The sequence below is a fragment of the Burkholderia sp. LA-2-3-30-S1-D2 genome (assembly GCF_001523915.2).
In the GTDB taxonomy this organism is placed as follows: Bacteria; Pseudomonadota; Gammaproteobacteria; order Burkholderiales; family Burkholderiaceae; genus Burkholderia; species Burkholderia diffusa.
On the sequence record NZ_CP013384.1, the window covers coordinates 2321661 to 2348240 of the forward strand.

Annotated in this window: 18 protein-coding genes; 9 read left to right on the forward strand and 9 right to left on the reverse strand. The window is 68.8% G+C overall.

Annotated elements, in window-relative coordinates:
• Positions 1–429: 429 nt before the first annotated feature.
• Positions 430–1710, forward strand: a complete 1281-nt coding sequence (locus tag WS66_RS23615) for an EAL domain-containing protein (protein ID WP_059603432.1) — start codon at positions 430–432, stop codon at positions 1708–1710.
• 55 nt (positions 1711–1765) lie between these two features.
• On the opposite strand, the gene arfB is transcribed toward WS66_RS23615, so the two are convergent.
• Genes arfB through recC form a run of 4 tightly spaced genes read right to left on the reverse strand, consistent with a single transcriptional unit; the run spans position 1766 to position 11473 of the window.
• Positions 1766–2170, reverse strand: coding sequence for an alternative ribosome rescue aminoacyl-tRNA hydrolase ArfB (arfB, locus tag WS66_RS23620; RefSeq protein ID WP_059603429.1), 405 nt, complete (start codon positions 2168–2170; stop codon positions 1766–1768).
• On the reverse strand, positions 2167–4431 hold the full coding sequence (locus WS66_RS23625; RefSeq protein ID WP_059603426.1) for an AAA family ATPase: 2265 nt from the start codon (positions 4429–4431) through the stop codon (positions 2167–2169). Before WS66_RS23625 ends, arfB begins: the two co-directional genes overlap by 4 nt.
• Entirely contained in the window at positions 4428–8138 is a 3711-nt protein-coding gene (gene recB, locus WS66_RS23630) for an exodeoxyribonuclease V subunit beta (RefSeq protein WP_059603422.1), read from the reverse strand. Before recB ends, WS66_RS23625 begins: the two co-directional genes overlap by 4 nt.
• Positions 8135–11473 (reverse strand): exodeoxyribonuclease V subunit gamma, encoded by a 3339-nt coding sequence (gene recC, locus WS66_RS23635; RefSeq protein WP_059603418.1) that lies wholly within the window; start codon positions 11471–11473, stop codon positions 8135–8137. The genes recB and recC overlap by 4 nt, the downstream gene beginning before the upstream one ends.
• Positions 11474–11654: 181 nt before the next feature.
• Here recC and WS66_RS23640 point away from each other — a divergent pair, with 181 nt between their 5' ends.
• Both WS66_RS23640 and WS66_RS23645 read left to right on the forward strand, forming a co-directional pair.
• Positions 11655–13946 carry an FUSC family protein gene (locus WS66_RS23640; protein ID WP_059603415.1) on the forward strand — a complete coding sequence of 764 codons (2292 nt, stop codon included), beginning with the start codon at positions 11655–11657 and terminating at the stop codon, positions 13944–13946.
• A gap of 299 nt (positions 13947–14245) precedes the next feature.
• The gene (locus WS66_RS23645; RefSeq protein ID WP_059603412.1) at positions 14246–15613 is read left to right on the forward strand and encodes an amino acid permease; all 1368 of its coding nucleotides are present in this window, start codon (positions 14246–14248) and stop codon (positions 15611–15613) included.
• Positions 15614–15774: 161 nt separating this feature from the next.
• Here the strand turns inward: WS66_RS23645 and WS66_RS34145 are convergent, their stop codons facing one another.
• Positions 15775–15936 carry a hypothetical protein gene (locus WS66_RS34145; RefSeq protein ID WP_011884072.1) on the reverse strand — a complete coding sequence of 54 codons (162 nt, stop codon included), beginning with the start codon at positions 15934–15936 and terminating at the stop codon, positions 15775–15777.
• Between the two features lie 242 nt (positions 15937–16178).
• On the opposite strand from WS66_RS34145, the gene WS66_RS23655 reads away from it, so the two are divergent.
• The 3 genes from WS66_RS23655 to WS66_RS23665 are packed head-to-tail and all read left to right on the forward strand — an operon-like array spanning position 16179 to position 19666.
• On the forward strand, positions 16179–17222 hold the full coding sequence (locus WS66_RS23655) for a Fe(3+) ABC transporter substrate-binding protein (protein WP_059603409.1): 1044 nt from the start codon (positions 16179–16181) through the stop codon (positions 17220–17222).
• Entirely contained in the window at positions 17212–18888 is a 1677-nt protein-coding gene (locus tag WS66_RS23660) for an ABC transporter permease (RefSeq protein WP_059603408.1), read from the forward strand. The genes WS66_RS23655 and WS66_RS23660 overlap by 11 nt, the downstream gene beginning before the upstream one ends.
• Positions 18889–18892: 4 nt before the next feature.
• Positions 18893–19666, forward strand: a complete 774-nt coding sequence (locus WS66_RS23665; protein ID WP_059603405.1) for an ABC transporter ATP-binding protein — start codon at positions 18893–18895, stop codon at positions 19664–19666.
• Positions 19667–19746: 80 nt separating this feature from the next.
• On the opposite strand, the gene WS66_RS23670 is transcribed toward WS66_RS23665, so the two are convergent.
• From WS66_RS23670 to WS66_RS23685, 4 genes are all read right to left on the reverse strand, one after another.
• The gene (locus tag WS66_RS23670) at positions 19747–20217 is read right to left on the reverse strand and encodes an Lrp/AsnC family transcriptional regulator (protein WP_006754321.1); all 471 of its coding nucleotides are present in this window, start codon (positions 20215–20217) and stop codon (positions 19747–19749) included.
• A 286-nt stretch (positions 20218–20503) separates the two neighbouring features.
• Positions 20504–21145: an NAD(P)-dependent oxidoreductase gene (locus WS66_RS23675; RefSeq protein WP_059603400.1), complete on the reverse strand. Its 642-nt coding sequence runs from the start codon at positions 21143–21145 to the stop codon at positions 20504–20506.
• 137 nt (positions 21146–21282) lie between these two features.
• Positions 21283–21738, reverse strand: coding sequence for an Rrf2 family transcriptional regulator (locus tag WS66_RS23680; protein ID WP_059603397.1), 456 nt, complete (start codon positions 21736–21738; stop codon positions 21283–21285).
• 91 nt (positions 21739–21829) lie between these two features.
• Positions 21830–22258, reverse strand: coding sequence for a hypothetical protein (locus WS66_RS23685; RefSeq protein WP_059603394.1), 429 nt, complete (start codon positions 22256–22258; stop codon positions 21830–21832).
• Positions 22259–22451: 193 nt separating this feature from the next.
• Here WS66_RS23685 and WS66_RS23690 point away from each other — a divergent pair, with 193 nt between their 5' ends.
• From WS66_RS23690 to WS66_RS23700, 3 genes are all read left to right on the forward strand, one after another.
• The gene (locus WS66_RS23690; protein WP_059603392.1) at positions 22452–22787 is read left to right on the forward strand and encodes a hypothetical protein; all 336 of its coding nucleotides are present in this window, start codon (positions 22452–22454) and stop codon (positions 22785–22787) included.
• A gap of 243 nt (positions 22788–23030) precedes the next feature.
• A complete protein-coding gene (locus tag WS66_RS23695; RefSeq protein ID WP_059603389.1) occupies positions 23031–24224 on the forward strand; it encodes an ammonium transporter in 1194 nt (397 codons plus the stop codon).
• 193 nt (positions 24225–24417) lie between these two features.
• Positions 24418–26376, forward strand: coding sequence for a PhoX family protein (locus WS66_RS23700; protein WP_059603386.1), 1959 nt, complete (start codon positions 24418–24420; stop codon positions 26374–26376).
• Positions 26377–26580 lie beyond the last annotated feature (204 nt).

The window sequence follows — 26580 nt, forward strand, 5'->3', positions numbered from 1 at the left end:
GGCCGGCACCCCGCCGGTGCGGGCTCCCCGCGACGCGCCGGCCGCCGATGCTCGAGCGCCGCGCGTCGGCCGGTGCGCGGCGGCGCATGTCGAGTTTCGCCTGATGCCGATGCAGCCGCCCGGCTTTGCCGCTCTCCCGTATTCTTCGCACGCAGTGCACGCGGCACACGCGACGCTGTCGCCGCATACGCGACCGGTGGCCCTTGCGTGTCGCGCTCCCGGGCGGAATGCCCCGTCCAGCCGTCGGTGTAGCGTTTGCGTCTGGAGTTACCCTGATACGCGCGCCGCGCCATTCCCGTTACACTCGGATCACTCATCCGCAGAAGGCGGTTACGATGCACCACGTTCTCTCGCGTCCACCTGTGCGTGCGACGGTTTCTGCGTGGCGCGCACGATACCGCCCCCCGATCGCCCCAGGGCATCGTTGACATGAAGCCCTCCCGCGACCTCTCGCTCGATTCCCTGCTCGAACGCCTCACGCCAACGCCCAGCGGCTGGATCGCCACGTATCGCGAGACGACGCTGCGCAGTGTGTTTCAACCCGTGCTGTCGATCACGCACAAGCGCGTGGTCGGCTATGAAGCGCTGCTGCGCGTCGTGGACGAGAACGGCACGCTGGTTTCGCCGGTCGCGCTGTTCGACAGGACGCGTGCCGCTGCCGACGCGTTGCTGCTCGACCGGCTCGCTCGCTGCCTGCATACGGCGAACTTCGTTGCGCAAGGCATCGGCGACGGCTGGCTGTTCCTGAACGTGACGCCGCGCGTGCTCGATTCGGGCCTCGTGCAGCGCGAATTCGTCGAGGCGCTGTGCCGTCATTTCGCGCTGCCGCCGAACCGCATCGTGCTGGAAGTCGTCGAGCAACCGGCGCGCGATGAAGCCGCGCTCGCCCGCACGATCGACATGATCCAGCATCGGGACTTCCTGATCGCGATCGACGATTTCGGCACCGGGTTCTCGAATTTCGACCGCGTGTGGCGCGCACGGCCCGATATCGTCAAGCTCGATCGATCGCTCGTCGAACGCGCGAACGCGTCGGCCGACGATCGCCGCATCATGCATCACCTGGTATCGATGCTCCATCAGGCCGGCGCGATGGTGCTCGCCGAGGGTGTCGAAAGCGACGACGCGCTGCAGACACTGATGGAGGCCGATATCGATTTCGTCCAGGGCTTCCAGTTCGGCCAGCCCGATGCGTCGATCGCGCACGCGAGCGCCGCGGCGCCCGCGATGCTCGACGCCGCGTGGCAACGCTTTATCGCCCGTCGGCATACGCCAGCGATCGCCGAGCAGCCGGGCTTCGACGCGATCGAGCGGCTCGTGCTCGCCGGCGCGGCCGCATTTTCCGCGAGCGGCAGCCTGCAAGACGCCGCGCAGCGCGTATTCGTGGTGCCGGCCGCGCGCCGGGTGTTCGTCACGGACGAGATCGGCGAACAGTTCCTGCCGTCGATCGGCGCGCGTCCCGAGGACGGCCAGACGAGCGGCACGCGGCTCTCGCCGCTGTTCCCGGAGACGCACAGCAACTGGTCGCGGCGACCGTACTTCCAGCGCGCGATCGCGGCGCCAGGGCGCGTCGCGCTAATGGGTCCGCACTTCTCGCTGACCGAAGGCCGCGATTGCTACACCGCAGCCGTCGCGATTCGCGCGCAAAACCGTCTCGTCGTGTTCTGCGTCGACTTCGTGCTCGACAGTGCGGGCACCGTGATGCGGTAGCGCATATTGCCGCACGACGCCGCCCGCCATGCCGGCCGGTCGGCCTTTTCTTTCGTCAGTCGATCACCTTCCCTCTTCCGGACTTCACCACGCTGCGGCGCGACTTGTGTTCGAGCCGCCGCTCCTTCGATGCGCGTGTCGGCCGTGTCGCGACCCGCGCACGCGGCGTGTACGCGACGCTGCCGATCAACGCATCGAGCCGCGCGAGTGCTGCGTCGCGGTTTTTCTCCTGGGTGCGGTATTCCTGTGACTTGATCACGACGATGCCGTCGCGCGTGATGCGCTGGTCGGACAGCGCGAGAAGCCGTTCCTTGATGACGGGCGGCAGCGACGACGCGCGGATGTCGAAACGCAGGTGAATCGCGCTCGACACCTTGTTGACGTTCTGGCCGCCGGCACCCTGCGCGCGCACGGCAGTCCATTCGACTTCGGCCGGATCGAGCGTATAGCGGATCATCATCGCGACGTCTCCTTGCGGCGCCGCGCGAGCGCCTCGTCGACGCGGGCCGCAAGGCCCGAATCGCGTTGCGTACGTGTCGCGACTGCCTGCGCCAGCACGCGCCGCGGGCCGATCACCTGCACGCGCGTGCGCGCACGCGTGACGGCGGTGTAGACGAGTTCGCGCGTGAGCACACGGCTGAACGACGCCGGCAGCACGAGCGCGGCCTCGTCGAATTCGGAGCCCTGCGACTTGTGGACGGTCAGCGCGAACGCCGTCTCATGCGGCGGCAGCGCCGCGGGCGACACGGCGCGCGCGGTGCCGTCCGCGCGGCGGAACCATACGCGCAGCACGCCGTGCACGTCCGGCAACGCGATGCCTATGTCGCCGTTGAACAGCCCGAGCGCATAGTCATTGCGCGTCACCATGATCGGCCGCCCGGTGAACCAGTGTGCGCCGACCGCGAGCGGCACGCGCACGGCATGCCGCACGTGCGTGGCCACCAGTGCATTGACGTGCTCGGCGCCGCGTGAGCCGGTGCGCGTCGCGCACAGGATCCGGAAGCGGTTGAGCGCATCGAACAACGGCAACGGATCGGGCTGCGGCCCGGACAACGCGGTGCGCAACGCATCGATGTACGCACCGAACCGGCGCGCGAGCCGCTCGACCGTCGACGCCGCAAGCGTCTCGCCCGCGTCGTCGTGAAACGACGCGGCAGCGGCATCGTCAGCCGGCAACGCGTCGAGCGCGCCCTGCACGTCGCCGCGGCGGATCGCGAGCGACAGGCGGCCGATTGGCGAATCGAGACCGAAGCGGTAATTGCGTTCGAGCCACACGACGCAGTCTGCGAGCGGTGCGGGTGACGGGGCGGCGATGTCATCGGCTCGCGTTGCAGTGGTCGACACCCGCGTTGCCGCCCCTCCCGCATGGGCCGGATCGAGCGGCGCGAGCTCGACCGCATCGAGCCACGCGAGTTCGTCGGCTTCGATCCATGGAGGATCGGTGGCTACGGAGGTGCCTTCGAGGTCAGCGGGTGCAGGTGACGACGAAGCCGCCGGGGAAACCACCTCGTCCTGCGGGTCGTCGTCGAACAACGACGCCTGGCGCGTATCCACGTTGCGCCGCGCCGATGGCTTGCGCGCCCCGTTCGCCGACAATGGCGCGGACGCCGCGGGTTGAGCCGCAACAGCCCCCCCCCCCGCCGCCTCGCCGTCCGGCACCGGCAAGGCCGCGACGAAAGCCGCTTCGTCGATCCCGAGCGCATCCGCGATGCGCGTGCGCGCAGCGGCGGTGAACGTCGGCCGTGCGCTGAGTTCGGCGAACACGGCGCCGGCCTCGACCGCGGCAAGCTGATCCTTGTCGCCGAGCAGCACGAGCCGGGCGCCCGGCGCGAGCGCATCGAGCAGATGCGCGGCGAGCGCGACGTCGATCATCGACGCCTCGTCGACCACGATCAGGTCGTACGGCAACGGATTGTCGCGATGATGGCGGAAGCCCGCCGCCCCGCCGCCGCCGAGCAGGCGATGCAGCGTGTACGACGTGTCGGGCAGGCGCGCGGCAAGTTCCGGCGGCAGGTCGCCCGCCCGCGCGTGCAGCGCTTCCTGCATCCGCTGCGCAGCCTTGCCGGTGGGTGCCGCCAGCGCGATGCGCAATCCCGGCTGCGCGTCGAGCAGACAAGCCAGCACGCCGACGACGGTCGTCGTCTTGCCGGTGCCGGGGCCGCCGCTGACGATCGTCACGCGTCCTGTCAGCGCAACGATCGCCGCGACGCGCTGCCAGTCCACTTCGCCCGTCGCGGGCCCGAAGTAACGCACGAGACTGTCGCGCAACCGGTCGGGCGACAGCACGTCGCCCGGTGCGGCGACGCCGGCCTGCGCGACGAGCGCATCGGCGAGCCGACGTTCGTAGTCGAAATAACGCGACAGATACAGATGGTCGTGCCGGTCGACGATCAGCGGCCGCTCGTCGCCGCGCGCGAGCATGCCGAAGGCCACCACGCCGCTCGCGGCAAGCGCTGCGCGCACGTCGTCGAGCGGTTCCTCGTAGCGCTGCGCGAGCGCGCCGAGCGACACGCATACGTGGCCGCCCGCGGTCGCCCGGCTCGTCGCAAACGCGGCACGCGCCGCCCAGCGCGCAGCCGCGGCCGGTGCACCCGCGCGGCGCGACAGGTCGCCGATGCGCCGCGCGAATCCTTCCGCGAGCGCGATGCCGAAATCAGCCGGCTCGGGCAGGCGCGCAACGAGGCCGCCGGTGAATTCGAGCGTATCGTCGGACACGTTCATGCGCGGCCCCCTTCCATCATCCGGTCGAGCGCGTCGACGAGTTCGCGCGCGGGCCGCCGCGCATGCACGCCGGCCGGTTCGCCGGCACTGCGCCAGTCCGGCCGCACGCCACGCACGAACAGGTACAGATAGCCCGCGATATGCGTGTCGTAGTCATAGTCGGGCAGCCGCCCGCGCAAATAGCGATGCAGCGCAACCGTATAGAGCAGCGCCTGCAGGTGATAGGCGTGATTGGCCATCGCGACGTCGAGCGCACGCGGGCCGTAAGCGTCCGGCGTATTGCCGAGATGGTTCGACTTCCAGTCGACGATCCAGAAGCGGCCGTCGTGTTCGACGATCATGTCGATGAAACCCTTGATGAAACCGGCGAGCACGCCCGCGTCCAGCGCAACGTCCGGATAGCCGTGCGCGACCAGCAGCCGACGCAGCGCGCCCAGCTCGAGCGATGGCGCCGGGAACAGGAAACCCATTTCGTCGAGCCGCTTGGCGGGATCGAGATCCGCGAGCCGCATGCCCGGCACGAGCTCCGTGCGCACGACATCGTCGACGAGCCGCGCCATCATCGCGGGCAGGCGCGTCGCGAGTTCGGGCTCGGCCTCGACTGGCCGGTCGTGCAGCGCGCCGAGCGCCGCCTGGTGCCACGAATCGGGCTCGGCGAACCGGCTGAGTTCGAACAGGCGGTGCAGACACTCGCCCGCTGCCGCGCCGCGCGGAAACATGAGGATATCGTCGTCCGGCGGCTCGACCTCGACCGCGACGGTGTCGGCCACGGCAAGCGCGCCGTCCGGCGCGACGGCGGCAAGCGCATCGTGATCGGGCCGCAGATCGTCGTCCGGCACGACCGCGACGCCCGCCTCCTCGCGCGCCATCGACGCGGTCAGCGAACTGAAGCTCGCCATCCGCCACGCGTCGCGCAGCACGCGCGTCGCATGGCGTGCGGCGAGCGTCTGCGATGCATCGTGGCCGGCAGCCAGCCGCTCACGGCGCGCCGGCAACGGCAACGGTGCAACGCTCACGGGCCCGCCCGCGAGCGCTTGCCACGCGGCGTCGAGCGCCGCTTCGTCGGGCGGCTCGTCGAGCCACGCGTCGAACGACTGGCCGGCCCCGGCCACGAGCCAGTTCAGCACGCTGCGCCGCGCCTCGCGGGTCGAGCGCGACGACAGATAAGGCCCGGCGACGAGATAGCACCGATAGACCGCGCGCGTGAGCGCCACGTAGACGAGCCGCGCGCGTTCCGCCGCCTGTTCGCGCAACGCCTGGCGCGCGGCATGCTCGGCTGCTTCGTCGTCGCACCCGTAATGCAGCACGGCGTCGCCCGCATCGTCGTGATACTCGCGCGCGTCGGGTAGCGCCGACGCGGGCGGCTCGCGCAGCCCCCCGTCGTTCAGGAACGGACAGAACACGACCGCATATTCGAGGCCCTTCGACTTATGCACGGTCACGATCTGCACGAGGTTGCGATCGGATTCGAGACGCAGTTGCGCTTCCTCGCCGCCGCCGTCGAGCCGTTGCGCGGCGAGCCAGCGCAGCGTCGGTGCGATGCCCGGCTGCGCGGACGCGCGCGCCTGCGTCAATTCGGCCAGGTGGTTGATGTCGGTCACGCGGCGTTCGCCGTCGGCGCCGGCCATCAGCCGCTCGGCGATCCGCAGCTCGCGCGTGAACGTGCGCCACATCACCGCGAAGCCGCGTTCGCGCCACAACAGACGATAGCGCGAGAAGCGCTCAACCCAGCTCATCGCGTGCGCACCGTCGGCCGCTGCGCGCGACACATCGCCGTCGCCCTGCTCCATCCGCCACAGCGCCCCCGCATCGAGGCCGAACCAGTCGGCGGCAAGCGCCGCACGCAAGCGCCGCAGGTCGCCCGGCGCATCGATCGCCGCAAGCACGCGCTCGAGCTGCTCCGCATCGCCGGTCGAAAACACGGACGCCTGCGCGAGCTCGACGCTGCCGATGCCCCACGTGGCGAGCACGCGCTTCACGAGGCTGCCCTGCCGGTGCGTCTGCACCAGCACCGCGATGTCGCCCGGCGACAGCGGCGTATCGCCGAGCCGCACATGTCCTTCGCGCGCGCCGCGCATCAGCCGGGCGATCTCGGCCGCGCACGCCTGGGCGGCCTGTGCCTGCGCGTCGCGCTTGAGCAGCGTGGCGTCGCCGCCCGGCAGCGCCCAGATCCGGAAATCGCCGGATGGGCCAGGATCGGTTCCGTCGACGAACGGTGCGCGCACGCGCGTGCCGGCGCGCACCGCGTAATAGTCGAGCCCGTCGAGCACGAACGCACGCGGGTTCGACATGAAGAAGCGGTTGCACGCATCGACGATCGCCGGTGTCGAGCGCTGGTTGACCGCGAGCGTGTAGCACGCGCTCGCGCTTGCCCGCGCGGCGAGATACGTATGCAGATCCGCCGCGCGGAAGCTGTAAATGGCCTGCTTCGGATCGCCGACGAGAAAGAGCGGCCCGCCCGGTGCGAAGATCCTGTTGAAGATCGCGAACTGCAGCGGGTCCGTATCCTGGAATTCGTCGATCAGCGCGGCCGGATAGCGCGCACGCAGCGTCTCGGCGAGCCACGGATGCGCGTGCAACGCGTGATACAGGTTCGTCAGCAGATCGTCGAACGACACGACGCGGCGCGTACGCTTGCGTTCGGCCAGTTCGCCCGGCGCTGTGTCGAGCCAGTCGGCGACCAGCGCGAGCCAGCGCGCGCGTTGCGCGGCCTCGGCGGCGGCCACCGCCGCTTCGAGCGCGTCGGCCACGTCGAAGAACGGGTGTTCGGGGGTCGCGCCGCCCTTTTTCGTCGCCTTCGCGAGCGCGGTGCGGGTGAGCTTGAGCGCCGCCTTCGGTATCGCGGTAGCCGCGTTGCCTTGCGCGAAATGCGCGGACCACGCGCCGAGCGCATCGGCAACCGCGTCGGGCTTGTGCGAACGCTGATTGAGCACGGGCTGCGCGGTGCGCAGCAATGCGTCGATCGCATCCCGCTCGTCGGCCCACATCCGCGCGGCCTCCGCGAAGCATTCGACGGCAGCGGCCTCCGCCGATGCGTCCGGTTCGACGACGCCGTCCCAGCGCAGCGCGGCGAGCGGCTTCTTCAGCCGCCGCGCGAGCTGGGCGTCGAGCGCGGCCGGGCCCGCGCCCGAATCGACGAGCCACGTCGCGAAGCCGGGCCAGCGCGCGGCCATCGGCTCGACGCGCGTGCGCCAGAAGTCCGCCGCGAGCTCGAAGCGCAGCGCCGCATCGTCGGCCTGCATCTCGAACGCGAACGGCATCGCGGCCGCGAACGGCGCCTCCTGCAGCGCGCGCTGGCAGAACGCGTGGATCGTGTGGATTGCCGCTTGGTCGAATGAGCGCAGCGCTCGCCGGATCCGCTTCGCGGCGGTCTCGGGGTCGAGCGCGCCGGCTTCGCCGAGCGTCGTCTCGAGCAGGCGCGCGACGAACGGATCGCCGCCGTCGTCACCGGTATCGAGCGCATGCGCGAGTTGCGCCAGCCGCCCGCGGATCCGCTCGTGCAGTTCGGCCGTCGCCGCCTTCGTGAAGGTCACGACGAGGATTTCGTCCGCGCCGAGATCCTTCTCCAGCAGCAGGCGCACGTAAAGCGCGCAAATGTTCCACGTCTTGCCGGTACCGGCCGACGCCTCGATCTGGTTGACGCCGTCGAGCGGACACGCGAACACGTCGAGTTCGAGCGCCGCCTGCGGCTGGGATGCGGCGCTCATGCGACCTCCTTCAGATGTTCCAGCATCGGCTCGAACACGAGCCGGGCGAGCGTGCCGAACGGCTCGTCGAGCGACGGATGTGCGCCGCGCCACGCGATCGCGATCGCCGGATCGTCGGCTTCGCTCACCACACGCTCGTTGATCCAGACGCTCGCGGCCTTCGCCTCGCCGTCGAAAATGCGCGCCCACGCACTGCGCGGGAAGAACCGTAGCGGCATGCGCCGCCCCGCGCGAAACAGCGCGGCGAGCGGCGCGAGGCGCTCGAGCGGTGCCGCGACCGGCGTGAGTTCGAACGCGCCGCCGCTGCCGAACCACAGCGTGCGGCGCGGACCGTCGGGCTCCACCGCGCAGTAGACGAGGTGCGCGAGCCACGCGGACAGGTAGTCGCGCGCGCTCGGCCGTGCATAGCGATAGATGATCTGGCCCGCCGGCGTCAGCCGGTTCAGCGTGCCGTGCAACTCGAGCGGCGCGCTCACCGCATCGCCCGACAGCATCGCGTCATCGGCACCGAACAGCGCCTGTTCGGTGTCGGGCCATGCAGGCGCGATCGCGAGCGTGAATGGCCGCCGTTCCATGCCGTCGGCCAGCGCACGCCGCACGTTCGACGCAAGCTGCGTCATCGAGCCGAGCGCCTGGTCGCGCCAGACGGCGCCTGTCGCGCCGCCCGGCAGCTCCGGGCTGGCGTCCGCGATGCGCAGCGCGTGATCGTGCACGCCGCCTTCATCCGATTCGATCAGAAGCGGCAGCACGCGCTCGGCGAGCGCGTCGCTGCCCGCGAAGTCGAGTGCGAACGGCTCTGTATCGAGCAGTTCGGCCTGCGCGTCGGCCAGCACGATGCCGAGCCGCGCGCGCAGCAGCGCGCGGGCCGGATGCCGCCAGAACCGCTCGAATTCGCTGAACGCGACGGGCTCGACCGGCTCGGCCGGCAGCGGTTGCGCGAAGAACGGCTGCTCGCGCGTGGCATCGCGTGCGGCTTCGGCTGCCAGCAGTGCCGCGAGCGTCGCGCGCTCGGCGTCGTACGAAGCCAGTTCGCTGCCGGGCCGGAAATACTCGGCCGCGAACGGCTGCAGCGGATGTTCGACGACGAACGCGCGCCGCGCGGCATCGACGGCGTCCGGTGGGGCGTCCGCGCCGGCCGTGACGAGCGCGAGATGGTCGAGCAATTCGTCGACGAGCGCCGCGGGCGGCAACGGCGCGTTATCGCGGATGCTGCGCCCCGTATAGGCAATCAGCAGCCGGTCGCGCGCGGCGAGCAGCAGGTCGAGGAACAGGTTGCGTTCGTCGTCGCGGCGCTGCCGGTCGCCGAGCTTCGGCAACACGGCCATCAGGTCGAACTCGTCCGCGCGAGCGAGGCTCGGCAGCACGCCGTCGTCCATGCCGAGCAGGCACACGACGCGGTATGGCAGCCCGCGCAGGCTCGTCAGCGACGAGAACGTGACGCCGCCCCACGGCACCCCGCCGCGCGCCGGATCGTCGAGCGCGGCTGCCAGCCCCGCGCGTACGACGGCCGCGGGCAAGGCTTCGTCGGGCGCGCCTTCCGTCATCGCGGCGAGCATCGCGTCGAGCGCGTCGCGCACGCCCGACAGCGCATCGGCATATGCGGCACCGGAGTCGAAGAACCGCGCGAGCGTGTCGGCGAACAGTTCGCTCCAGGCGCGCGGCGTGTGCGCGTCGGCGAGCCGTCGCGAGAAGCCGTCGAGATCGTCCGTGAAGCGCGCGAGCCGGCCGAGCAGTTCGGCCTCGCTGCCGGTCGCCGCCTCGATAGGCAGCCACGCGCCGACCGGTGCCGCGCCTTCGGGCATCGCATAGCCGAGGAAGAGCCGCGCGAGCGCATCGGAAAACGTATGGCGCGGCGCAGGCACCACCGCATCGTCGCTCACCGTCGGCGACAGCCCGCGCCGCGCGCCTGCGGCCGCGAGCCAGGTCTGAACCGTCTCGAGCGCGGTTGCGTCGATGCCGTAACGGGCCGCCACCGCGTCGACGCGCAGCCATTCGACCAACTCAGGCGCGCCGACCTGCCGTTCCGGCAACGCGAGCCATTCCAGCAGCACGCGCGCGACCGGGTTCGCCTGCGACGGCGGCAGGCCGGTGATCCGGTAAGGCACGCGCGCGCCGCCGGCGCCCGCCGTACCGAACACGGCATCGATCAGTGGCCCGGCCGCCGCGAGATCGGCGACCGCCACGAGCACATCGGACGGCTGCAGTGTCGCGTCCGCATCGAACCACGCGAGCAGGCGGTCATGCAGCACCTCGAGCTGGCGCGCGAGGCTGTGGCACACGTGCACCTCGATCCCGCGCTCGGCCGGCGCTTCGCCGAGCTCGGCCTCCGGTTGCAGGTCGAGGATGGCGTTCTGCACGCGCGCAAGCCAGGTCGGCGCGGGATTCCCGACGAAACGCGACGCATCGCCCGACGCGGCGCTTTCAGTCAGTTCGTGCAGCATGTGCAGCTGCGCCTGCGTCTGCCGTCCCCACTCCGCGAGCAGCGGATGGCCGACTTCCTGATAGTCGAGCCGGCCGGCCGCATCGAGCGCTTCGGCATGCGCGGCGGTGACGATGTCGAACCAGAATTCGCGGCATGGATTGAGCGCATAGACGCGCACGTCGATCCAGCGCGACAGCTCGCGCAGCAACGCGACGTGCAGCGGCGGCATCGTCGGCAGCGCGAACACGCTGACCGATTCCGGCCAGTCGGCACGCGCGACGGTCTCGAGATCGAGGTTGCGCGCCTCCACGAGGAAGCGATGCGCGGGTGGCGTGCCGCTGTCGCTCAGCTCCGCGAGCAGCGCGCGCCACAGCGCCGCCTGCCAGTGCTCGTCGTCCCGTGCGGCATCGCTGATTCCGCGCGGCGCGGCGTCGCCCGCGAGCACCGACTCGCCGGCCTGCCATGCGGCCAGCCATTCGGGCCGATAGGTCAGGTAATGATCGAGCACGGCCGCGACGCGCTGTGCGAGCTCGTAGCGCATCGCGTCGTCGGACGCCGACAGATACGCAGCCAGCCGCGGCGACGCGAGCCACGGCGCGCTGCCCGCGCCCTGTGCGAACAGCCGGTAGCAGCGCCACACGAGGCGATCGGGTGCGAACGGCGAGCGCGCGGGCACCGTCAGCACGCGGCCGATCTGCGCCCACAGCCACTGCGCGAGATACGTGAACTCGACGTTCGCGCACACGCCGTGGCGCGCGGCGATGTCGAGTTCCAGACGGCGGCGAAGCGCCGCGCTCGGTACGATGACCTGTTGCGGCGCCCACGGGCCGTTGCGGGCCGGGAACGCGGCCAGGTCGTCGAGCAGCGCGTCGGCCAGCGTTTCGTGACGGTTCGAATAGAAGAGATGGAGCATGAAGCGGGTGTCGGAGCCTCGCGCCGGCCAGGCCGTGCGAACGGGAGCACCAAGGATAGCAAAAGGGCCGTCGCGGCGAACCTCGTCCGAAAGGCCAGGTTTTGCGGACCGCGAAATACGATAGACTCGTCGCCAGTCATTACGACGCCCCGGGCGTCTTCGTCTGTCATTCAGCCCATCGATGCGCTATTCGGTCGAAATCAGAAAGTTTTTCTACAGCCAGTACTTTTTCGGCGGCCTGCGGATCGCGGTCGGCGTATCGCTGCCGGCCGTGCTGTGCCTGATCGTGTTTCACAACCGGGAGCTCGGCTTCACGATCTCGACCGGTGCGCTCGGCGCGTGCGTCGTCGACATGCCTGGCCCGCTGAAGTACAAGCACAACGAAATGCTCGCGTGCAGCGTGATCGGCTTCCTGGCCGCGCTCGCGACCGGCCTCGCCACGCCGAACATCTTCGCGCTGTGGCTGACGATCGTGCCGCTCACGTTCGTGCTGTCGCTGATCGTCGTCTACGGCAACCGCTGGCCGCAGATCAGCTTCGCGACGCTGTTCATGATGGTGATGACGCTCGAGGAGAATTTCACGCCGCTGCAAGCGTTCGTCAATGCCGGCTGGATTCTCGCCGGCGGCCTCTGGTACACGTACTGGGCGACGCTCGTGTCGCAATGGCAGGCGCGCCGGATCGAACAGCAGGCGCTCGCCGAAAGCCTGTTCGCATGCGCCGACTACCTGCTCGCCCGTGCGCAATTCTACGATCTCGATGCCGATCTCGACGAGTGCTATCGCAATCTCGTCGCGAAGCAGATCACCGCGGTCGAAACCCAGGAAACCGCGCGCGACATCGTGCTGCGCAACCTGCCGAAGCTGCGCCGCGGCAAGCTCGACCCCGGCCGCACGATGATGTACAACCTGTTCATCAACAGCGTCGACCTGCACGAGCTGTTCGTCGGCGCGCACACCGACTACCCGCTCGTGCGCAACACGTTCGGCGGCTCCGACCTGATCATTTTCTATCGCGACCTGATCCACAAGGCGGCCCGCGACCTCGAGGAAATCGGCCTCGCGGTGCTCGAGAATCGCGCGCCGCATTCGCGGATCAGCGTGAAGGCGGAACTGCGCGCGATCGAGTACGAGATCGAGCTGATGCGCAAGAAGAACTTCCCGGCCACCAACGCGGAAGCCTACGCAGCCGTGCTCGCGACCTTCCGCCGCATCTGGAGCGCGACGCGCCTGATCGACCGGATGCGCCGCAACCTGTCGGGCCATGCCGATCCGCAGCAGACCGAACTGAAGATCGACAAGGCGCTCACGCGCTTCCTGCAGCGGCGCCGGATGTCGCCACTCCTGATCTTCTCGAACCTGAACATGCGCTCGCCGAGCTTTCGCCACGCGCTGCGCGTGACGATCGCGGTCGCGGTCGGCTTCTGGCTCGGCCGGCTGCTACCGCTCACGAATGCCTACTGGATCGTGATGACGACCATCATCATCCTGAAGCCCGGCTACTCGCTCACCAAGCAGCGCAACGCGCAGCGTATCGTCGGCACGCTGATCGGCTGCGCGGCGAGCATCGCGCTGATCTACACGGTCAAGGAACCGCACCTGCTGATCGCAATCATGTTCGGGTCGATGGTGATGAGCTACAGCCTGCTGCTGTTCAACTACGCGGCGAGCGTCGTGTTCACGTCGTCTTACGTGCTGCTGATGTTCCACCTGCTCGCGCCGGGCAGCATGCGGATCATCGGCGAGCGCGCGATCGACACGGTGGTCGGCTGTATGATCGCGATTGTAGCGAGCCGCCTGTTCCCTTACTGGGAATACCGGCTGATGGGCAAGCTCGTCACCGACATGCTGACCTCGACACGCAGGTATTTCGAAGCAGTGTGGCGCGCCGGGCGCGGCGTGCCGCCGCCGCCCGTGCCGGCCGCCGACGGCGCGGCGGTCGTGCCGGTCGTCGCGGCGGCAATCGAGACGCCGACCGCCGCCCTCGACGACGACTACCGCTACCGCCTCGCGCGCAAGGACGTGCACATCGCGTTCGCGAACCTCGGCCAGGCGTTCCAGCGGATGATGATCGAGCCGAAGGCGCACCAGCGCTTCGTGCCGGAGCTGAACGACCTGCTCGTGCAGACCCACGTGCTCGGTGCGCAGATCACCGCCGCCGCGCCACTGATCCGGAGCGCGTGTGCGGCCGACGAGAACATCGTCCACGACGATGCGTTGCGCCGCGGCCTGTCCGCCGTGCTCGAGAACCTCGAGAAGGCAGAAGCCGGCGAACCGCCGCCTGCCGACCAGCTCGACGCGACGAAGCAGATCACCCGCGACCTCGACGCGATGGTCGTGTCCGCGGAAAAATCCGACGCGGTCGGCGCCGAGCTCACGCACGACCTGAAGGTGCTCGCGCACCAGTGCAAGCAGATGCTCGCGTCGTCGCTGCTGATCCGCAAGGACGCGAGCGTCATCCGCCTGCCCGCATGACGCCATGACGTCGTTCCGCCACCGGCCGCCCGCACACCACAAGCGGGCCGGCCGGCAGCGCTCCCCGCGCCCGCAACACCCTTCCCGAAGCATGACCCGCACGCCCCTTACGGCCCACGCGCCCGCTGCGCGATGGCCCCACCTTCGATTGCGCCGGTTGCGCCAGTCAGGGAATACCCGATTCCGGTCGCATGGTCAGGCTTGTTATCATTCGGGCACGCCTAAGTTGTATATACAACTTGAACCAACCGGGCCGGCCCCGTTCGCCCGGTCTGTCGCATAACGATATCGGAGACTCAATGAAGAACTTGCAGCGCCATCTGAGCGCGCGGCACATCCGTTTTCTCGCGCTGGGCTCGGCGATCGGCACCGGCCTGTTCTACGGCTCGGCGTCCGCGATCCAGCTCGCGGGCCCGGCGGTGATCCTGGCCTACATCCTGGGCGGCGCGGCTGTCTACATGGTGATGCGCGCGCTCGGCGAGATGGCCGTGCGCGAGCCCGTCGCCGGCTCGTTCGGCCACTATGCGACCGAAAACCTCGGCCCATTCGCGGGCTTCGTCACCGGCTGGACCTACACGCTTGAAATGGTGATCGTCGCCATCGCCGACATCACCGCGTTCGGCATCTACATGGGCTTCTGGTTTCCGGATGTCCCTCAATGGATCTGGGTGCTCGGCGTCGTCGCGGTCATCTGCGGGCTGAACCTGTGCCATGTGAAGGTGTTCGGCGAGCTCGAATTCTGGCTGTCGCTCATCAAGGTCGGCGCGATCGTCGCGATGATCGGCGGCGGCGTTGCGATCCTGCTGACCGGCATGCATTTCGGCCATTCGGCCGACGTGCCGACGTTCGCGAACCTGTGGAACCACGGCGGCTTCTTCCCGAACGGGATCGGCGGGTTGATCGCGTCGCTGTCGGTCGTGATCTTCGCGTACGGCGGCATCGAGGTGATCGGGATGAGCGCCGGCGAGGCCAAGGATCCGGAGCGCGTGATTCCGCGCGCCATCAACGCGGTGCCCGCGCGCATCCTGTTGTTCTACGTGCTGACGATGGTCGTGCTGATGTCGATCAGCCCGTGGACCGGCGTCGGCAGCGACGGCAGCCCGTTCGTGCAGATCTTCTCGGCGCTCGGCGTGAAGTCGGCCGCGACCATTCTCAACCTCGTGGTGATCAGCGCGGCGATCTCGGCGATCAACAGCGACATCTTCGGCGCGGGCCGGATGATGTTCGGGATGGCGCGGCAGGGCCAGGCGCCGCGCGTGCTGATGGCGACGTCGCGGCACGGCGTGCCATGGGTCACGGTGCTCGTGATGGCCGGCGCGCTGCTGATCGGCGTGCTGCTCAACTACCTGATGCCGAAGGACGTGTTCCTGGTGGTGGCGGCGATCGCGACGTTCGCGACCGTATGGGTGTGGCTGATGATCCTGCTGTCGCAGGTCGCGATGCGCCGTCGCCTGTCGAGCGCGGAAGTCGCGGCGCTGAAGTTCAAGGTGCCGCTGTGGCCCGTCGCACCCGCGCTGACGATCGCGTTCATGGCTTTCGTGATCGTGATGCTCGGCTGGTTCGAAGATACGCGCGTCGCGCTCTACGTCGGCGCGGCATGGCTCGTGCTGCTCGCGGCCGTGTTCTACGCACGAATCCGCCCGAAATTTGCGCCTGCGTCACGTTGACGCACAGCTGACCCTTCCACGCGGCGCGCCGGCTTCGGCGCCCGCGCCCGTCCCGGCGCGACGCCTTGCGCCGCGCACCGCGTCCACGCTTCCTGCCGTTTCCGCGCATCGCTGGGCGGCCCGACCGGGCCGCCCAGCGATCATGCGCATCCGCGCCGGTGTCAGTGCGACGCGGCGCTCGCGGCCTCGGCTGGATGGGCCTCGTCGTACGCGTGCTTCTGTGAGATCGCGTTATACATGATCGTCCCGATCACGAGCAGCACGGCCACGACGATCAGGATGCTCACGTTGCGGACAGGGTTCTTCTTGCGCTGATCGTTCATGATCGGTACGGCTCCGTCGATTTCGTTGAAGCGGGCATTCTACGCGCTTGCGCCCGCGCTGCGACGCCCCGGTAGCGCCCCCTCCTCCCACCTTCCTCCCTGCTTTCCGTCACCTTTCATTTGATAATCATTCCCATTCCGATCTAGAATCCTAAATCTTTCGTTTTGTAATGTTTCGGGTTGCTCGGACGGCAGGCACGCCCCGGAACGCTTCTTCGTCGGCCTGCCTCACCGGAGTCTTCATGTCGAATCCGCGCACCCGCCTGCTGCCGCTAGCCGGCGCCCTCGCCCTTGCCGCCGCCGCATTCGCGCCCCTCGCCCACGCGGCCGAGGAAGTGAGCCTGTACACCACCCGCGAACCGAAGCTGATCCAGCCGCTGATCGACGCGTTCACGAAACAGAGCGGCGTCAAGGTCAACACGGTGTTCGTGAAGGACGGCCTGCTCGAGCGCGTGAAGGCGGAAGGCGCGCAGTCGCCGGCCGACGTGCTGATGACGGTCGACATCGGCAACCTGCTGGACCTTGTCGATGGCGGGCTCGCGCAACCGGTGCGCTCGAAGCTACTCGACGACGCGATTCCCGCGAACCTGCGCGGCGCGCAGGGTGACTGGTACGCGCTGTCGCTGCGCGATCGCGTGCTGTACGTGGAGAAGGACCTGAAGGTCGACGCGTTCCGCTACGAGGATCTCGCCGATCCGAAATGGAAGGGCAAGGTCTGCATCCGCTCGGGGCAGCATCCGTACAACACGGCACTCGTCGCGGCAATGATCGCGCACGACGGTGAAGCCGCGACCGAAAAGTGGCTGCGCGGCGTGAAGGCGAACCTTGCCCGCAAGGCGACGGGCGGCGACCGCGACGTCGCGCGCGACATTCTCGGCGGCATCTGCGACGTCGGCCTGGCCAACGCGTACTACGTCGGTCACATGAAGAACGCGGAGCCGGGCACCGACGCGCGCAAGTGGGGCGACGCGATCAAGGTCGTGCGGCCGACGTTCGCGAATGCGAAGAGCGGTGGCACGCACGTGAACGTCAGCGGCGCGACGGTTGCGAAGCACGCGCCGCACAAGGTCAACGCGGTGAAGCTGCTCGAGTACCTCGTGTCGCCGGAAGCGCAGGCGCTGTATGCGCAGGCGAACTACGAATATCCGGTGCGCGCGAACGTGAAGCTCGATCCGGTGATCGCGAGCTTCGGCACGCTGAAGGTCGACCCGCTTGCGCTGACCGACATCGCGAAGCACCGCAAGGCGGCCAGCCAGCTCGTCGACAAGGTCGGCTTTGACAACTGACGCAACGTTCGCCCGCACGCGCCGCCGGCCGCTCCGTTCGCGCGCGGGCGGCCTCTGGCTGGGCGCGGCCGTCGCGATCGCGGCGGCGGTCGCGGCGCCGCTCGCGGTGCTGGTCGCCGCCGCGTTCGGCGCCGATCTCGCGCACTGGAAGCATCTCGCCGAGTTCGTGCTGCCGCAGGCGCTGGTCAACACGCTGCTGTTGCTCGCGGGCGTCGGCGCGATCGTCACGGTGGTCGGCACCGGCTGCGCGTGGCTCGTCACCGCGTACGATTTTCCCGGCCGCCGGATGCTGACCTGGGCGCTGCTGCTGCCGCTCGCGGTGCCCACCTATATCGTCGCATTCGCCTATCTCGACCTGCTCCACCCGATCGGCCCCGTGCAGGGCGCGATCCGCTGGCTGCTCGGCTTCGACAGCCCCCGCCAGTTCCGTCTGCCCGACCTGCGCTCGCTGCCCGGTGCGATCTTCGTGCTCGGCTTCGTGCTGTATCCGTACGTGTACCTGAGCACGCGCGCAATGTTCGTCACGCAGTCCGCGAGTCTTCTCGAAGCCGCGCGCACGCTCGGCGCGGGACGCATCGCGACGTTCTGGCGCGTCGTCGTGCCGCTCGCCCGGCCCGCCATCGCCGTCGGCGTGAGCCTTGCGCTGCTCGAAACACTGAACGACATCGGCGCGTCGGAATTCCTCGGTGTGCAGACGCTCACCGTGTCGGTCTACACGACGTGGATCACGCGCTCCGATCTCGCCGGCGCCGCGCAGATCGCGCTCGCGATGCTCGCGATCGTCGTCGGCATGATCGTGCTCGAACGTTACGGGCGCCGTCGCCAGCGCTACGCGCACGGCCGACGCATGCGTCCGGTCGCACCGTGCAAGCTGACGGGCGCGGCCGCGTGGAGCGCCGCCGCGCTCGGCTGGCTGCCGGTGCTGCTCGGCTTCGGCGCGCCGGCCGCATACCTCGCGGTCGAGACCGGCAAGCGGCTGCATCTCGTCGGCGGCGTATCCGCTCAATTGATGACCGGGCTCGCGAACACGCTGACGATCGCCGCCGCCGCAACCGTCGCGACACTCGCATGCGGGCTCGTCGTCTCGTGGGCGGCGCGCGCGCAGCGCGACAGCGCGCGTGCGGGCCCGGCCCGCGTGTGTGCGCGCATCGCGAGCCTCGGCTACGCGGTGCCGGGCACAGTGCTCGCGATCGGCCTGCTGATCCCGTTCGCGGCGGCCGACCGGCTGCTCGGCGCGGCGCTCGGCCGTGACGGGCTACTGCTGATGGGGTCGGCGGCCGCCCTCGTGATCGCCTACACCGTCCGCTTTCTCGCGATCTCGGCCGGCAGCATCGAAGCCGGCCTCGCGCGCATTCCGCCGTCGCTCGAACACGCCGCGCGCTCGCTCGGCGAGACGGCCGGCGGCACGCTGCGCCGCGTGCACCTGCCGCTGCTGCGGCCCGCGCTCACGACGAGCGCACTGCTCGTCTTCGTCGACGCGATGAAAGAGCTGCCCGCGACACTGCTGCTGCGCCCGCTGAATTTCGACACGCTCGCGACCTGGCTGTACGCGGAGGCCGCGCGCGGCACCTATGAGGAAGGCGCGGTCGCCGCGCTCGCAATCGTGCTGGCCGGGCTCGTGCCCGTGATCCTGCTCGCGCGCACGCGTCACAAGATCGGAGCCTGACACCGTGAATCTGCTCGAACTCGACGACCTCTGCGTCGCCTATGACACGCCGCACGGCCGCCGCGCGGTGGTCGACGGGCTGAGCCTCGCGCTGCCGCGCGGCGATATCGGCTGCCTGCTCGGCGCATCGGGCTGCGGCAAGACCACCGTGCTGCGCGCGATCGCGGGCTTCGAGCCCGTACGCATGGGACGCATCGTGCTGGACGGCACGCCCGTCGCGGCGCCGTCGCTCGACGTGCCGCCCGAGCGGCGGCGCATCGGGATGATGTTCCAGGACTATGCGCTGTTCCCGCACCTGAGTGCGGCCGACAACGTCGCGTTCGGCCTGCGGCGCATGCCGAAGGCCGAGCGGCGCGCGCGCGTCGCGGACATGCTCGAGCTGGTCGGGCTCGCCGCTTCCGGCAACGCGTATCCGCACGAACTGTCGGGCGGCCAGCAGCAGCGCGTCGCCCTCGCCCGTGCGCTCGCGCCGTCACCGGAGCTGCTGCTGCTCGACGAGCCATTCTCGAATCTCGACGTCGATACCCGCGAGCGGCTCGCGTTCGAGTTGCGCGACATCCTGAAGCGCACGGGTCACACCGCGATCCTCGTCACGCACAATCAGGCGGAAGCATTCGCGATCGCCGACCGGATCGGCGTGATGAAGGATGGCCAGCTCGCGCAATGGGACACGCCGTACGCGCTGCACCACCATCCGGCCAGTCCGTTCGTCGCGGAGTTCGTGCGCCGCGACGCGCTGGCGGACGAACGCGCACGCGCGCTGTCGCGCGGCCGCTGACCGGGCGACAATGGCGCGTATTGGCGGCGCACACACGTAACATCCATGCGCACCGACGCGATCCGTTGCCGTCCCGCGCGCTATGCCGGCTCGGACAGATCGCGCACCGGCAGCGCGGTCGAATACTTGATCTGCTCCATCGCGAACGACGAGCTCACGTCGAACAGCGGCACCGCGCGGATCAGTTGCTTGTACACGCGATCGTAATCGTCGATGCCGGCCACCACGACCCGCAGCAGATAGTCGGTCTCGCCGCTCATCCGATAGACCTCGACGACTTCCGGCATGTCGCGCACGGCCTGCGTGAAGCGCTGCGCCCACTCCTCGGTGTGCTGGTTCGTGCGGATCGCGACGAACACGGTCGTGCCGACACCGAGCTTGCGCGGATCGCACAGCGCGACCTGCGCACGAATCGCGCCGGTTTCCTTGAGCCGCTGCACGCGCTTCCAGCACGGCGTCTGCGACAGGTTCACGCGCTGCGCGAGCTCCGCGATCGGCAAGGTGGCATCTGCCTGCAACAGCTCAAGCAGTTTGCGATCGATGGCATCCATTTACCCAGTCCCTCGTAGATAGAAATTTTTTCTATGCATCCTGCATGACGGGGAACAATATGGAAACCGCTGCGCGGCGTCGACCGGGATAAATACCAATCAGGCCGTGAAGAATCCGCATCACGCACGATCCCGTGCGCAGCGGTCCATCGATCATCGGCACACCAGACGAAACAGGCGATTCCACCCGTCGAGGTGGAATCGCCTGAAGTCACTGCGGCTGCGCTGCCTGGCCAGCCGCTCACGGCGAATACGGCACCTGCGCGCCGCCTCGCCGTGGGATCGCTCAATACGCGACCGTCGCGATCTCGCGCACGAAGCCGTGTTGCTCGAGCGCATCGACGAACGCGACCGCATAGTCTTCGGCCGAGATCCTGCTGTTGCCCTCTGCGTCCACGATCAGCTTGCCCACGCCCGTGCGGAACGTGCCGGTGCGCTCGCCCGGCGCGATCAGGGCCGCCGGCGCGAAGAACGTCCAGTCGAGATCGCCGACCGTCTCAAGATAATCGAGCGCATCGCGGTGCGCGAGCGCGACCGCCTTGTACGCCTCCGGGAAACCTTCGGTGTCGACCAGCTGCTTGCCCGGCGCAACTTCGAGCGAACCGGCGCCCCCCACCACCACGAGCCGCTTCAGGCCCGCCTGGCGCGTGCTTTCCACCAGCGCCTTCGCCGCGGCGACGATCTTCGCGGGATCGTCCTGCTTCGGGCTGTACGCGCTCGCGACGACGTCGTGGCCCGGCAGCGCGGCCGCGATGCTGGCCGCATCGAACAGGTCGGCAGCCTTCGCCGTGATGCCGTCGCCGGCCGCGCCCGGGTGGCGCGACAGCGCGGTCACGCGATGGCCGCGACGCACGGCTTCCGCGGCGATGCGCGAGCCGATCATCCCGGTGGCGCCGAACAGTGCGATGTTCAAGGTACGTTGCGTCATGTCGATTCTCCAGAAATAAAAAGTAACTACAGTGATTACATATCAGACCGAAAAAAAACGGAGCAACACTCCGTCGTGCCGGCCGCCGCGCATGCGCGTCACCCGGCCTCCTGCCCGGCATCATCCATTGCCCGCGATCACCCGCCGGCGCTTCCCGCCGGCCGGCTGCGCTGCTCCGATTCGAGCACGTCGGCCGTGACGTCCGCGAGCGTGCGCGTGGCAAGCGATGCTTCCATCGCGCGCTGCGCGTCGCCGATATAGTCGATCAGCACGCCCTGGATGTGCCGCCCGACGAGACACGCGGGATTCGGCGCCTCGCGATGCAGCGCGAACAGCTGCGCATCGTCGACCGCGCGGTACACGTCGAGCAACGTGATCTCGCCGGGCTCGCGCGCCAGCAGCGCGCCGCCGCCTGCGCCGAGCTGGGACGTGGTCAGCCCCGCGGCCGCCAGCATCGACAGCAGACGGCGAATCAGCGCCGGATTCGTGTTCACGCTACCCGCGATGATGTCGGACGACAGCGGCGCACCTTCCTGCATCGACAGCAACGCAAGCACATGAACGGCAAACGCGAACCGGCTGCTGGTATTCATTCCTCACTCTCTCGGTGACGCCGGCTCGAACGGCAGCCGGCGACGATGTGTAACCATGATAATTACATATTGAAGATTCCGCAAGGCCCCTTCACTCGCCGCTGGCCGGCTTCGCACCCGACGCGTTCTGCTGGCTCCACTGCTGGAGCTTCTTGCCGGCCTCCGCCATCTTCGCGCCCGCTTCCGATGCCGCGTGTGCGACGACGGCGGAAGCGGCCGCATCGATCTGCGCCTGCGCGGCGGACGCGAGGCCGCTCGCCGACAGCGGCGGCACGGCCGAGGCCGCGCTCGCAATGCCGGCCTTCGCGGCATTGATCTGCTGGTTGACGGTGCTCGCCACCTGGTCGAGCGCCTTGGCCGCGTTGTTCGCGGCATCGGCGGCCGCGCTGGCGGCCGTATCGGGTTGCGTGGCCGGCGTGCCGGACTTCTCGCAGCCTGCGAGCAACAGCACCGCACCAACGGCCGCGGCCGCCAGCACGGACCCGGGCACGCGACGCGCCGGCCAAGTCTTCATCTTCATCAGCGATCTCCGGCCGTGCGCCGCACGGCCTGAATGGTTGGACCAGCGTCGATGATACCGCCTGTGGAACAGGGCCAATGACGACTCGTGATTAAAAATGCCTTTCAATTTCGGATTTGTCTGATTCAATTGCCGGCGTGCCGAGACTAAAGTGGGCAGGCTTCAATCCGCTCCGTCTGCTTCCCGTTTCTTCATGGCTTTCCTCATCGACTGGTTCATCGCGCTGGCCGCCGCGCTCGCCACCACCTTGTTCCTGTGCCTTCGTTCACCGTCCGCGCCGCGCCTGCGTGCCGCCGGGCGGCCGCGCCGCGTCGCGTGCGCTCGCCTGCTCGTCCAGGCGGTGATCGGTTTCTGGACGGCCGCGCTGATCGTCGCGCAGGGCATCCTTGGCCCCGACGGCGACGGCCAGTCGCACGCCGGCTTCGCGGCGCTCGCATTTGCCGCACTCGGGCTCACCACCGTCGCCGCCTACTGGTGTGCCTGCGCATTGCGGCTGCGGCGCTCACGCGTGCTGTTCATCCGCCGCTGACGCGCCAGACCGGTGCATCGCAGCGCACCACGCCACGCATCGCGCGCACCATTTGAGCTCTCATCGCACCACACGCGTGCACCCACTGCGGCTCCGGGCCCACACGCGGCCTGCCCCGCTACCGTGCACGCATCGCCGGCGTGCCGCATCGCACGGCCTTCCGCACCACTTGTACGCACGCGTTCACCAAGTTGGCTCGATATTTGCATTCCTTGCCCGTTTTTTGCGCAAGGAAGCCACGGCATGGATGGTCTGAAATCCGGCGTCGATACACTGTTCCTCTTGATCGGTGCCGTCATGGTGCTCGCGATGCACGCGGGCTTCGCATTTCTCGAGCTTGGCACGGTCCGCAAGAAGAACCAGGTCAACGCGCTCGTGAAGATCCTGGTCGACTTCTCGGTGTCGACGCTCGCGTACTTCTTCATCGGCTATACGATCGCGTACGGCGTCGAGTTCTTCGACGATATCGGCACGCTGTCGCAGCACAGCGGCTACGCGCTCGTGCGCTTCTTCTTCCTGCTGACGTTCGCGGCGGCCATTCCCGCGATCGTGTCCGGCGGCATCGCCGAACGCGCGAAATTCAATCCTCAGCTCGTCGCGACGCTGATCATCGTCGGCTTCATCTATCCGTTCTTCGAAGGGATCGCATGGAATGAACGCTTCGGCGTGCAGGGCTGGCTCACGCATGCCTTCGGCGCGCCGTTCCACGATTTCGCGGGCTCGGTCGTCGTGCACGCGTTCGGCGGCTGGGTCGCGCTGCCGGCCGTGCTGCTGCTCGGCGCACGCCACGGCCGCTATGCGAAGGACGGCCGGATCGCCGCGCACCCGCCGTCGAACATCCCGTTTCTCGCACTCGGCGCGTGGGTGCTCGCGGTCGGCTGGTTCGGCTTCAACGTGATGAGTGCGCAGACGCTCGACAAGATCAGCGGCCTGGTCGCCGTGAACTCGCTGATGGCGATGGTCGGCGGCACGCTCGCCGCGTGGATGGCCGGCCGCAACGATCCGGGCTTCACGTACAACGGCCCGCTCGCGGGCCTCGTCGCGGTCTGCGCGGGTTCCGACGTGATGCACCCGATCGGTGCGCTCGTCACCGGCGCGGCAGCCGGCGCACTGTTCGTCGCGATGTTCACCTGCGTGCAGAACAAGTGGCGCATCGACGACGTGCTCGGCGTGTGGCCGCTGCACGGAATGTGCGGCGCGCTCGGCGGCATCGCGGCCGGTGTGTTCGGGCAACCCGCGTTCGGCGGCCTCGGCGGCGTGTCGTTCGTGTCGCAACTCATCGGCACGCTCGGCGGCATCGCGATCGCCTCCGCGGGCGGCACGCTCGTGTACGGCGCGCTGAAGGCGACCGTCGGGCTGCGCCTCGAGCGCGAAGCCGAATTCGACGGCGCCGACCTGTCGATCCATCGCATCTCGGCGACGCCCGAGCGCGACTGAGCGCGAATACGCGTCCGATCGGCGTCCGGCAGCCCGCCTAACGGACGCCCAACGCATCATTACGTTTTCAATTCAAAAAACTTTCATCGAGCGCCCCTAAACTTCTGTCCAGTTTTCAACTTGCCTTCGCAATGCTTGCTGATCGCCTGCTTCGCGAAAGGCGATTCTTCCAACATTCGAAACTGGACTCCACATGCCCGCGTTGCCCAATGCTTCCCGTCGTCAGGCCCTGAAGATCCTCGCCGGCGCACCCATGCTGCCCCTCTCCGGCCTCGCGCTGCCGGCCCTGCTGACAGGTTGCGGCGGCGACGACAATCCGGCGGCGACGCCGGCCGCCGCCGCGTACACGTCGGCGGCGTTCTCGGCGATGGCCGCGCCCACGCTCGACAACGCGGCCGCGATGGCCACGACGACGGTCGGTTCGACGCTGTCGGTGTCCTTCTCGGACGGCTCGTCGCGCAACTTCAAGCTCGCGTACCGGCCGTTCTTCGTGACGGGCGACATGGTGCCGGACGGCAAGGGCGGCACGACCCTCGCGGGCGGCTACTACGACATCAACAACCAGCCGATCATCGATCGCTCGGTGGCCGGCAAGGAGCGCCAGTTCTATTCCGACTGCCCGGACGGCAGCTCGCTGCTGACGCTGAAAAATGCGAACGTGCCCGGCGTGAAGGGCAACACGGTGTTCGCGGTCGTGCAGTTCGAATACACGACGCGCGACCAGGCGAGCGCGTCGCAGTACGGCCAATTGCCGTCGCCGATCGCCGTGCTCACGCTCGACCAGGATCCGGCCACCGGCGCGCTGAAGGTCGTGAAGTACCACAACGTCGACACGTCGAAGGCGCACGGCCTGTGGATCACCTGCGGCGCGAGCCTGTCGCCGTGGGGCACGCACCTGTCGAGCGAGGAATACGAGCCGGACGCGACGAAGGCCGCGACCGACGCGCAGTTCAAGGCGTTCAGCAAGAACACGTTCGGTGACGAGACGAAGGCGAACCCCTACCACTACGGCCACCTGCCCGAGATCACCGTGAATCCGGACGGCACCGGCACCGTGAAGAAGCACTACTGCCTCGGCCGCATCTCGCACGAGCTGATCCAGGTGATGCCGGACCAGCGCACCGTGATGATGGGCGACGACGCCACCAACGGCGGCCTGTTCATGTTCGTCGCCGACAAGGCGGCCGACCTGTCGGCCGGCACGCTGTACGTCGCGAAGTGGACGCAGACGTCATCGGCCGGCGCCGGCACCGCGACGCTCACGTGGATCAGGATCGGCCATGCGACCAGCGGCGAGATCGAAACGCTCGCGAACACGCTGAAGGCGTCGGACATCATGGACCTGGTCACCACCGACCCGAACGATGCGAGCTACACGAAGATCCATTTCGGCGGCAAGTTCAACTGGATCCGCGTGAAGCCGGGCATGGAAAAAGCGGCCGCGTTCCTCGAGACGCACCGCTACGCGGCGCTGCTCGGCGGCAGCATGGCGTTCACGAAGCTCGAAGGCACGACCGTGAACGCGAAGGACAAGATCGTCTACACGGCGATGTCGCGGATCGAGACGTCGATGGTCCAGGGCAACGCGGCGTCGCGCGATGTCGCGGTCGACAAGAAGATCGCCTCGGGCGCGGTCTACGCGCTGAACCTGAAGGCCGGCCAGCGCGACACGACGGGCGGCGCGATCGACAGCGAGTGGGTGCCGGTCGACATGGGCGCGCCGGCCGCGCTCGTCGGCGAGGACCTCGCCGCGGCCGATGCGCTCGGCAACCTGGCGAACCCGGACAAGATCGCGAACCCCGACAACCTGAAGTTCTCCGAGAAGCTGCGCACGCTCTTCATCGGCGAAGACTCGGGCATGCACGTCAACAACTTCCTGTGGGCGTACAACGTCGACACGAAATCGCTCGCGCGCGTGCTGTCGTGCCCGGCCGGCGCCGAATCGACGGGCCTGCACGCGGTCGACGAGATCAACGGCTGGACCTACATCATGAGCAACTTCCAGCACGCGGGCGACTGGGAGTCGCCGCTGCACGACAAGGTCAAGCCGACGCTCGATCCGCTCGTGCGCGCGAACTTCAAGGACCGCTTCGGCGCCAGCGTCGGCTACCTGACGGCCGAGCCGACCAGCATCAAGCTCGCGAAGGCCTGACCGCTTCGCACGAGGGGGTTAGCGCCCTGGCAGGCCGCCCCTGACCGGGCGTCCCTGACTGGGCGTCCCTAACCGGGCGTCCCTTTCTTCATCACCGTTCATTCGTCGGCGCTCCACGCCGGTTTACGCGCGATGCCCATTGCGGGCATCGCGCTTTTTTTTGCGCGCGCCACGCGCACGCGAGTGCGCACGAGCCCGGTCGAA

What these genes read in the sequence shown, in the direction of transcription:
- WS66_RS23615 (WP_059603432.1), top strand. Translation starts at nt 430, where the DNA reads ATGAAGCCCTCCCGCGACCTCTCGCTCGATTCCCTGCTCGAACGCCTC.
- arfB (WP_059603429.1), bottom strand. Translation starts at nt 2,170, where the DNA reads ATGATGATCCGCTATACGCTCGATCCGGCCGAAGTCGAATGGACTGCC.
- WS66_RS23625 (WP_059603426.1), bottom strand. Translation starts at nt 4,431, where the DNA reads ATGAACGTGTCCGACGATACGCTCGAATTCACCGGCGGCCTCGTTGCG.
- recB (WP_059603422.1), bottom strand. Translation starts at nt 8,138, where the DNA reads ATGAGCGCCGCATCCCAGCCGCAGGCGGCGCTCGAACTCGACGTGTTC.
- recC (WP_059603418.1), bottom strand. Translation starts at nt 11,473, where the DNA reads ATGCTCCATCTCTTCTATTCGAACCGTCACGAAACGCTGGCCGACGCG.
- WS66_RS23640 (WP_059603415.1), top strand. Translation starts at nt 11,655, where the DNA reads ATGCGCTATTCGGTCGAAATCAGAAAGTTTTTCTACAGCCAGTACTTT.
- WS66_RS23645 (WP_059603412.1), top strand. Translation starts at nt 14,246, where the DNA reads ATGAAGAACTTGCAGCGCCATCTGAGCGCGCGGCACATCCGTTTTCTC.
- WS66_RS34145 (WP_011884072.1), bottom strand. Translation starts at nt 15,936, where the DNA reads ATGAACGATCAGCGCAAGAAGAACCCTGTCCGCAACGTGAGCATCCTG.
- WS66_RS23655 (WP_059603409.1), top strand. Translation starts at nt 16,179, where the DNA reads ATGTCGAATCCGCGCACCCGCCTGCTGCCGCTAGCCGGCGCCCTCGCC.
- WS66_RS23670 (WP_006754321.1), bottom strand. Translation starts at nt 20,217, where the DNA reads ATGGATGCCATCGATCGCAAACTGCTTGAGCTGTTGCAGGCAGATGCC.
- WS66_RS23675 (WP_059603400.1), bottom strand. Translation starts at nt 21,145, where the DNA reads ATGACGCAACGTACCTTGAACATCGCACTGTTCGGCGCCACCGGGATG.
- WS66_RS23680 (WP_059603397.1), bottom strand. Translation starts at nt 21,738, where the DNA reads ATGAATACCAGCAGCCGGTTCGCGTTTGCCGTTCATGTGCTTGCGTTG.
- WS66_RS23685 (WP_059603394.1), bottom strand. Translation starts at nt 22,258, where the DNA reads ATGAAGATGAAGACTTGGCCGGCGCGTCGCGTGCCCGGGTCCGTGCTG.
- WS66_RS23690 (WP_059603392.1), top strand. Translation starts at nt 22,452, where the DNA reads ATGGCTTTCCTCATCGACTGGTTCATCGCGCTGGCCGCCGCGCTCGCC.
- WS66_RS23695 (WP_059603389.1), top strand. Translation starts at nt 23,031, where the DNA reads ATGGATGGTCTGAAATCCGGCGTCGATACACTGTTCCTCTTGATCGGT.
- WS66_RS23700 (WP_059603386.1), top strand. Translation starts at nt 24,418, where the DNA reads ATGCCCGCGTTGCCCAATGCTTCCCGTCGTCAGGCCCTGAAGATCCTC.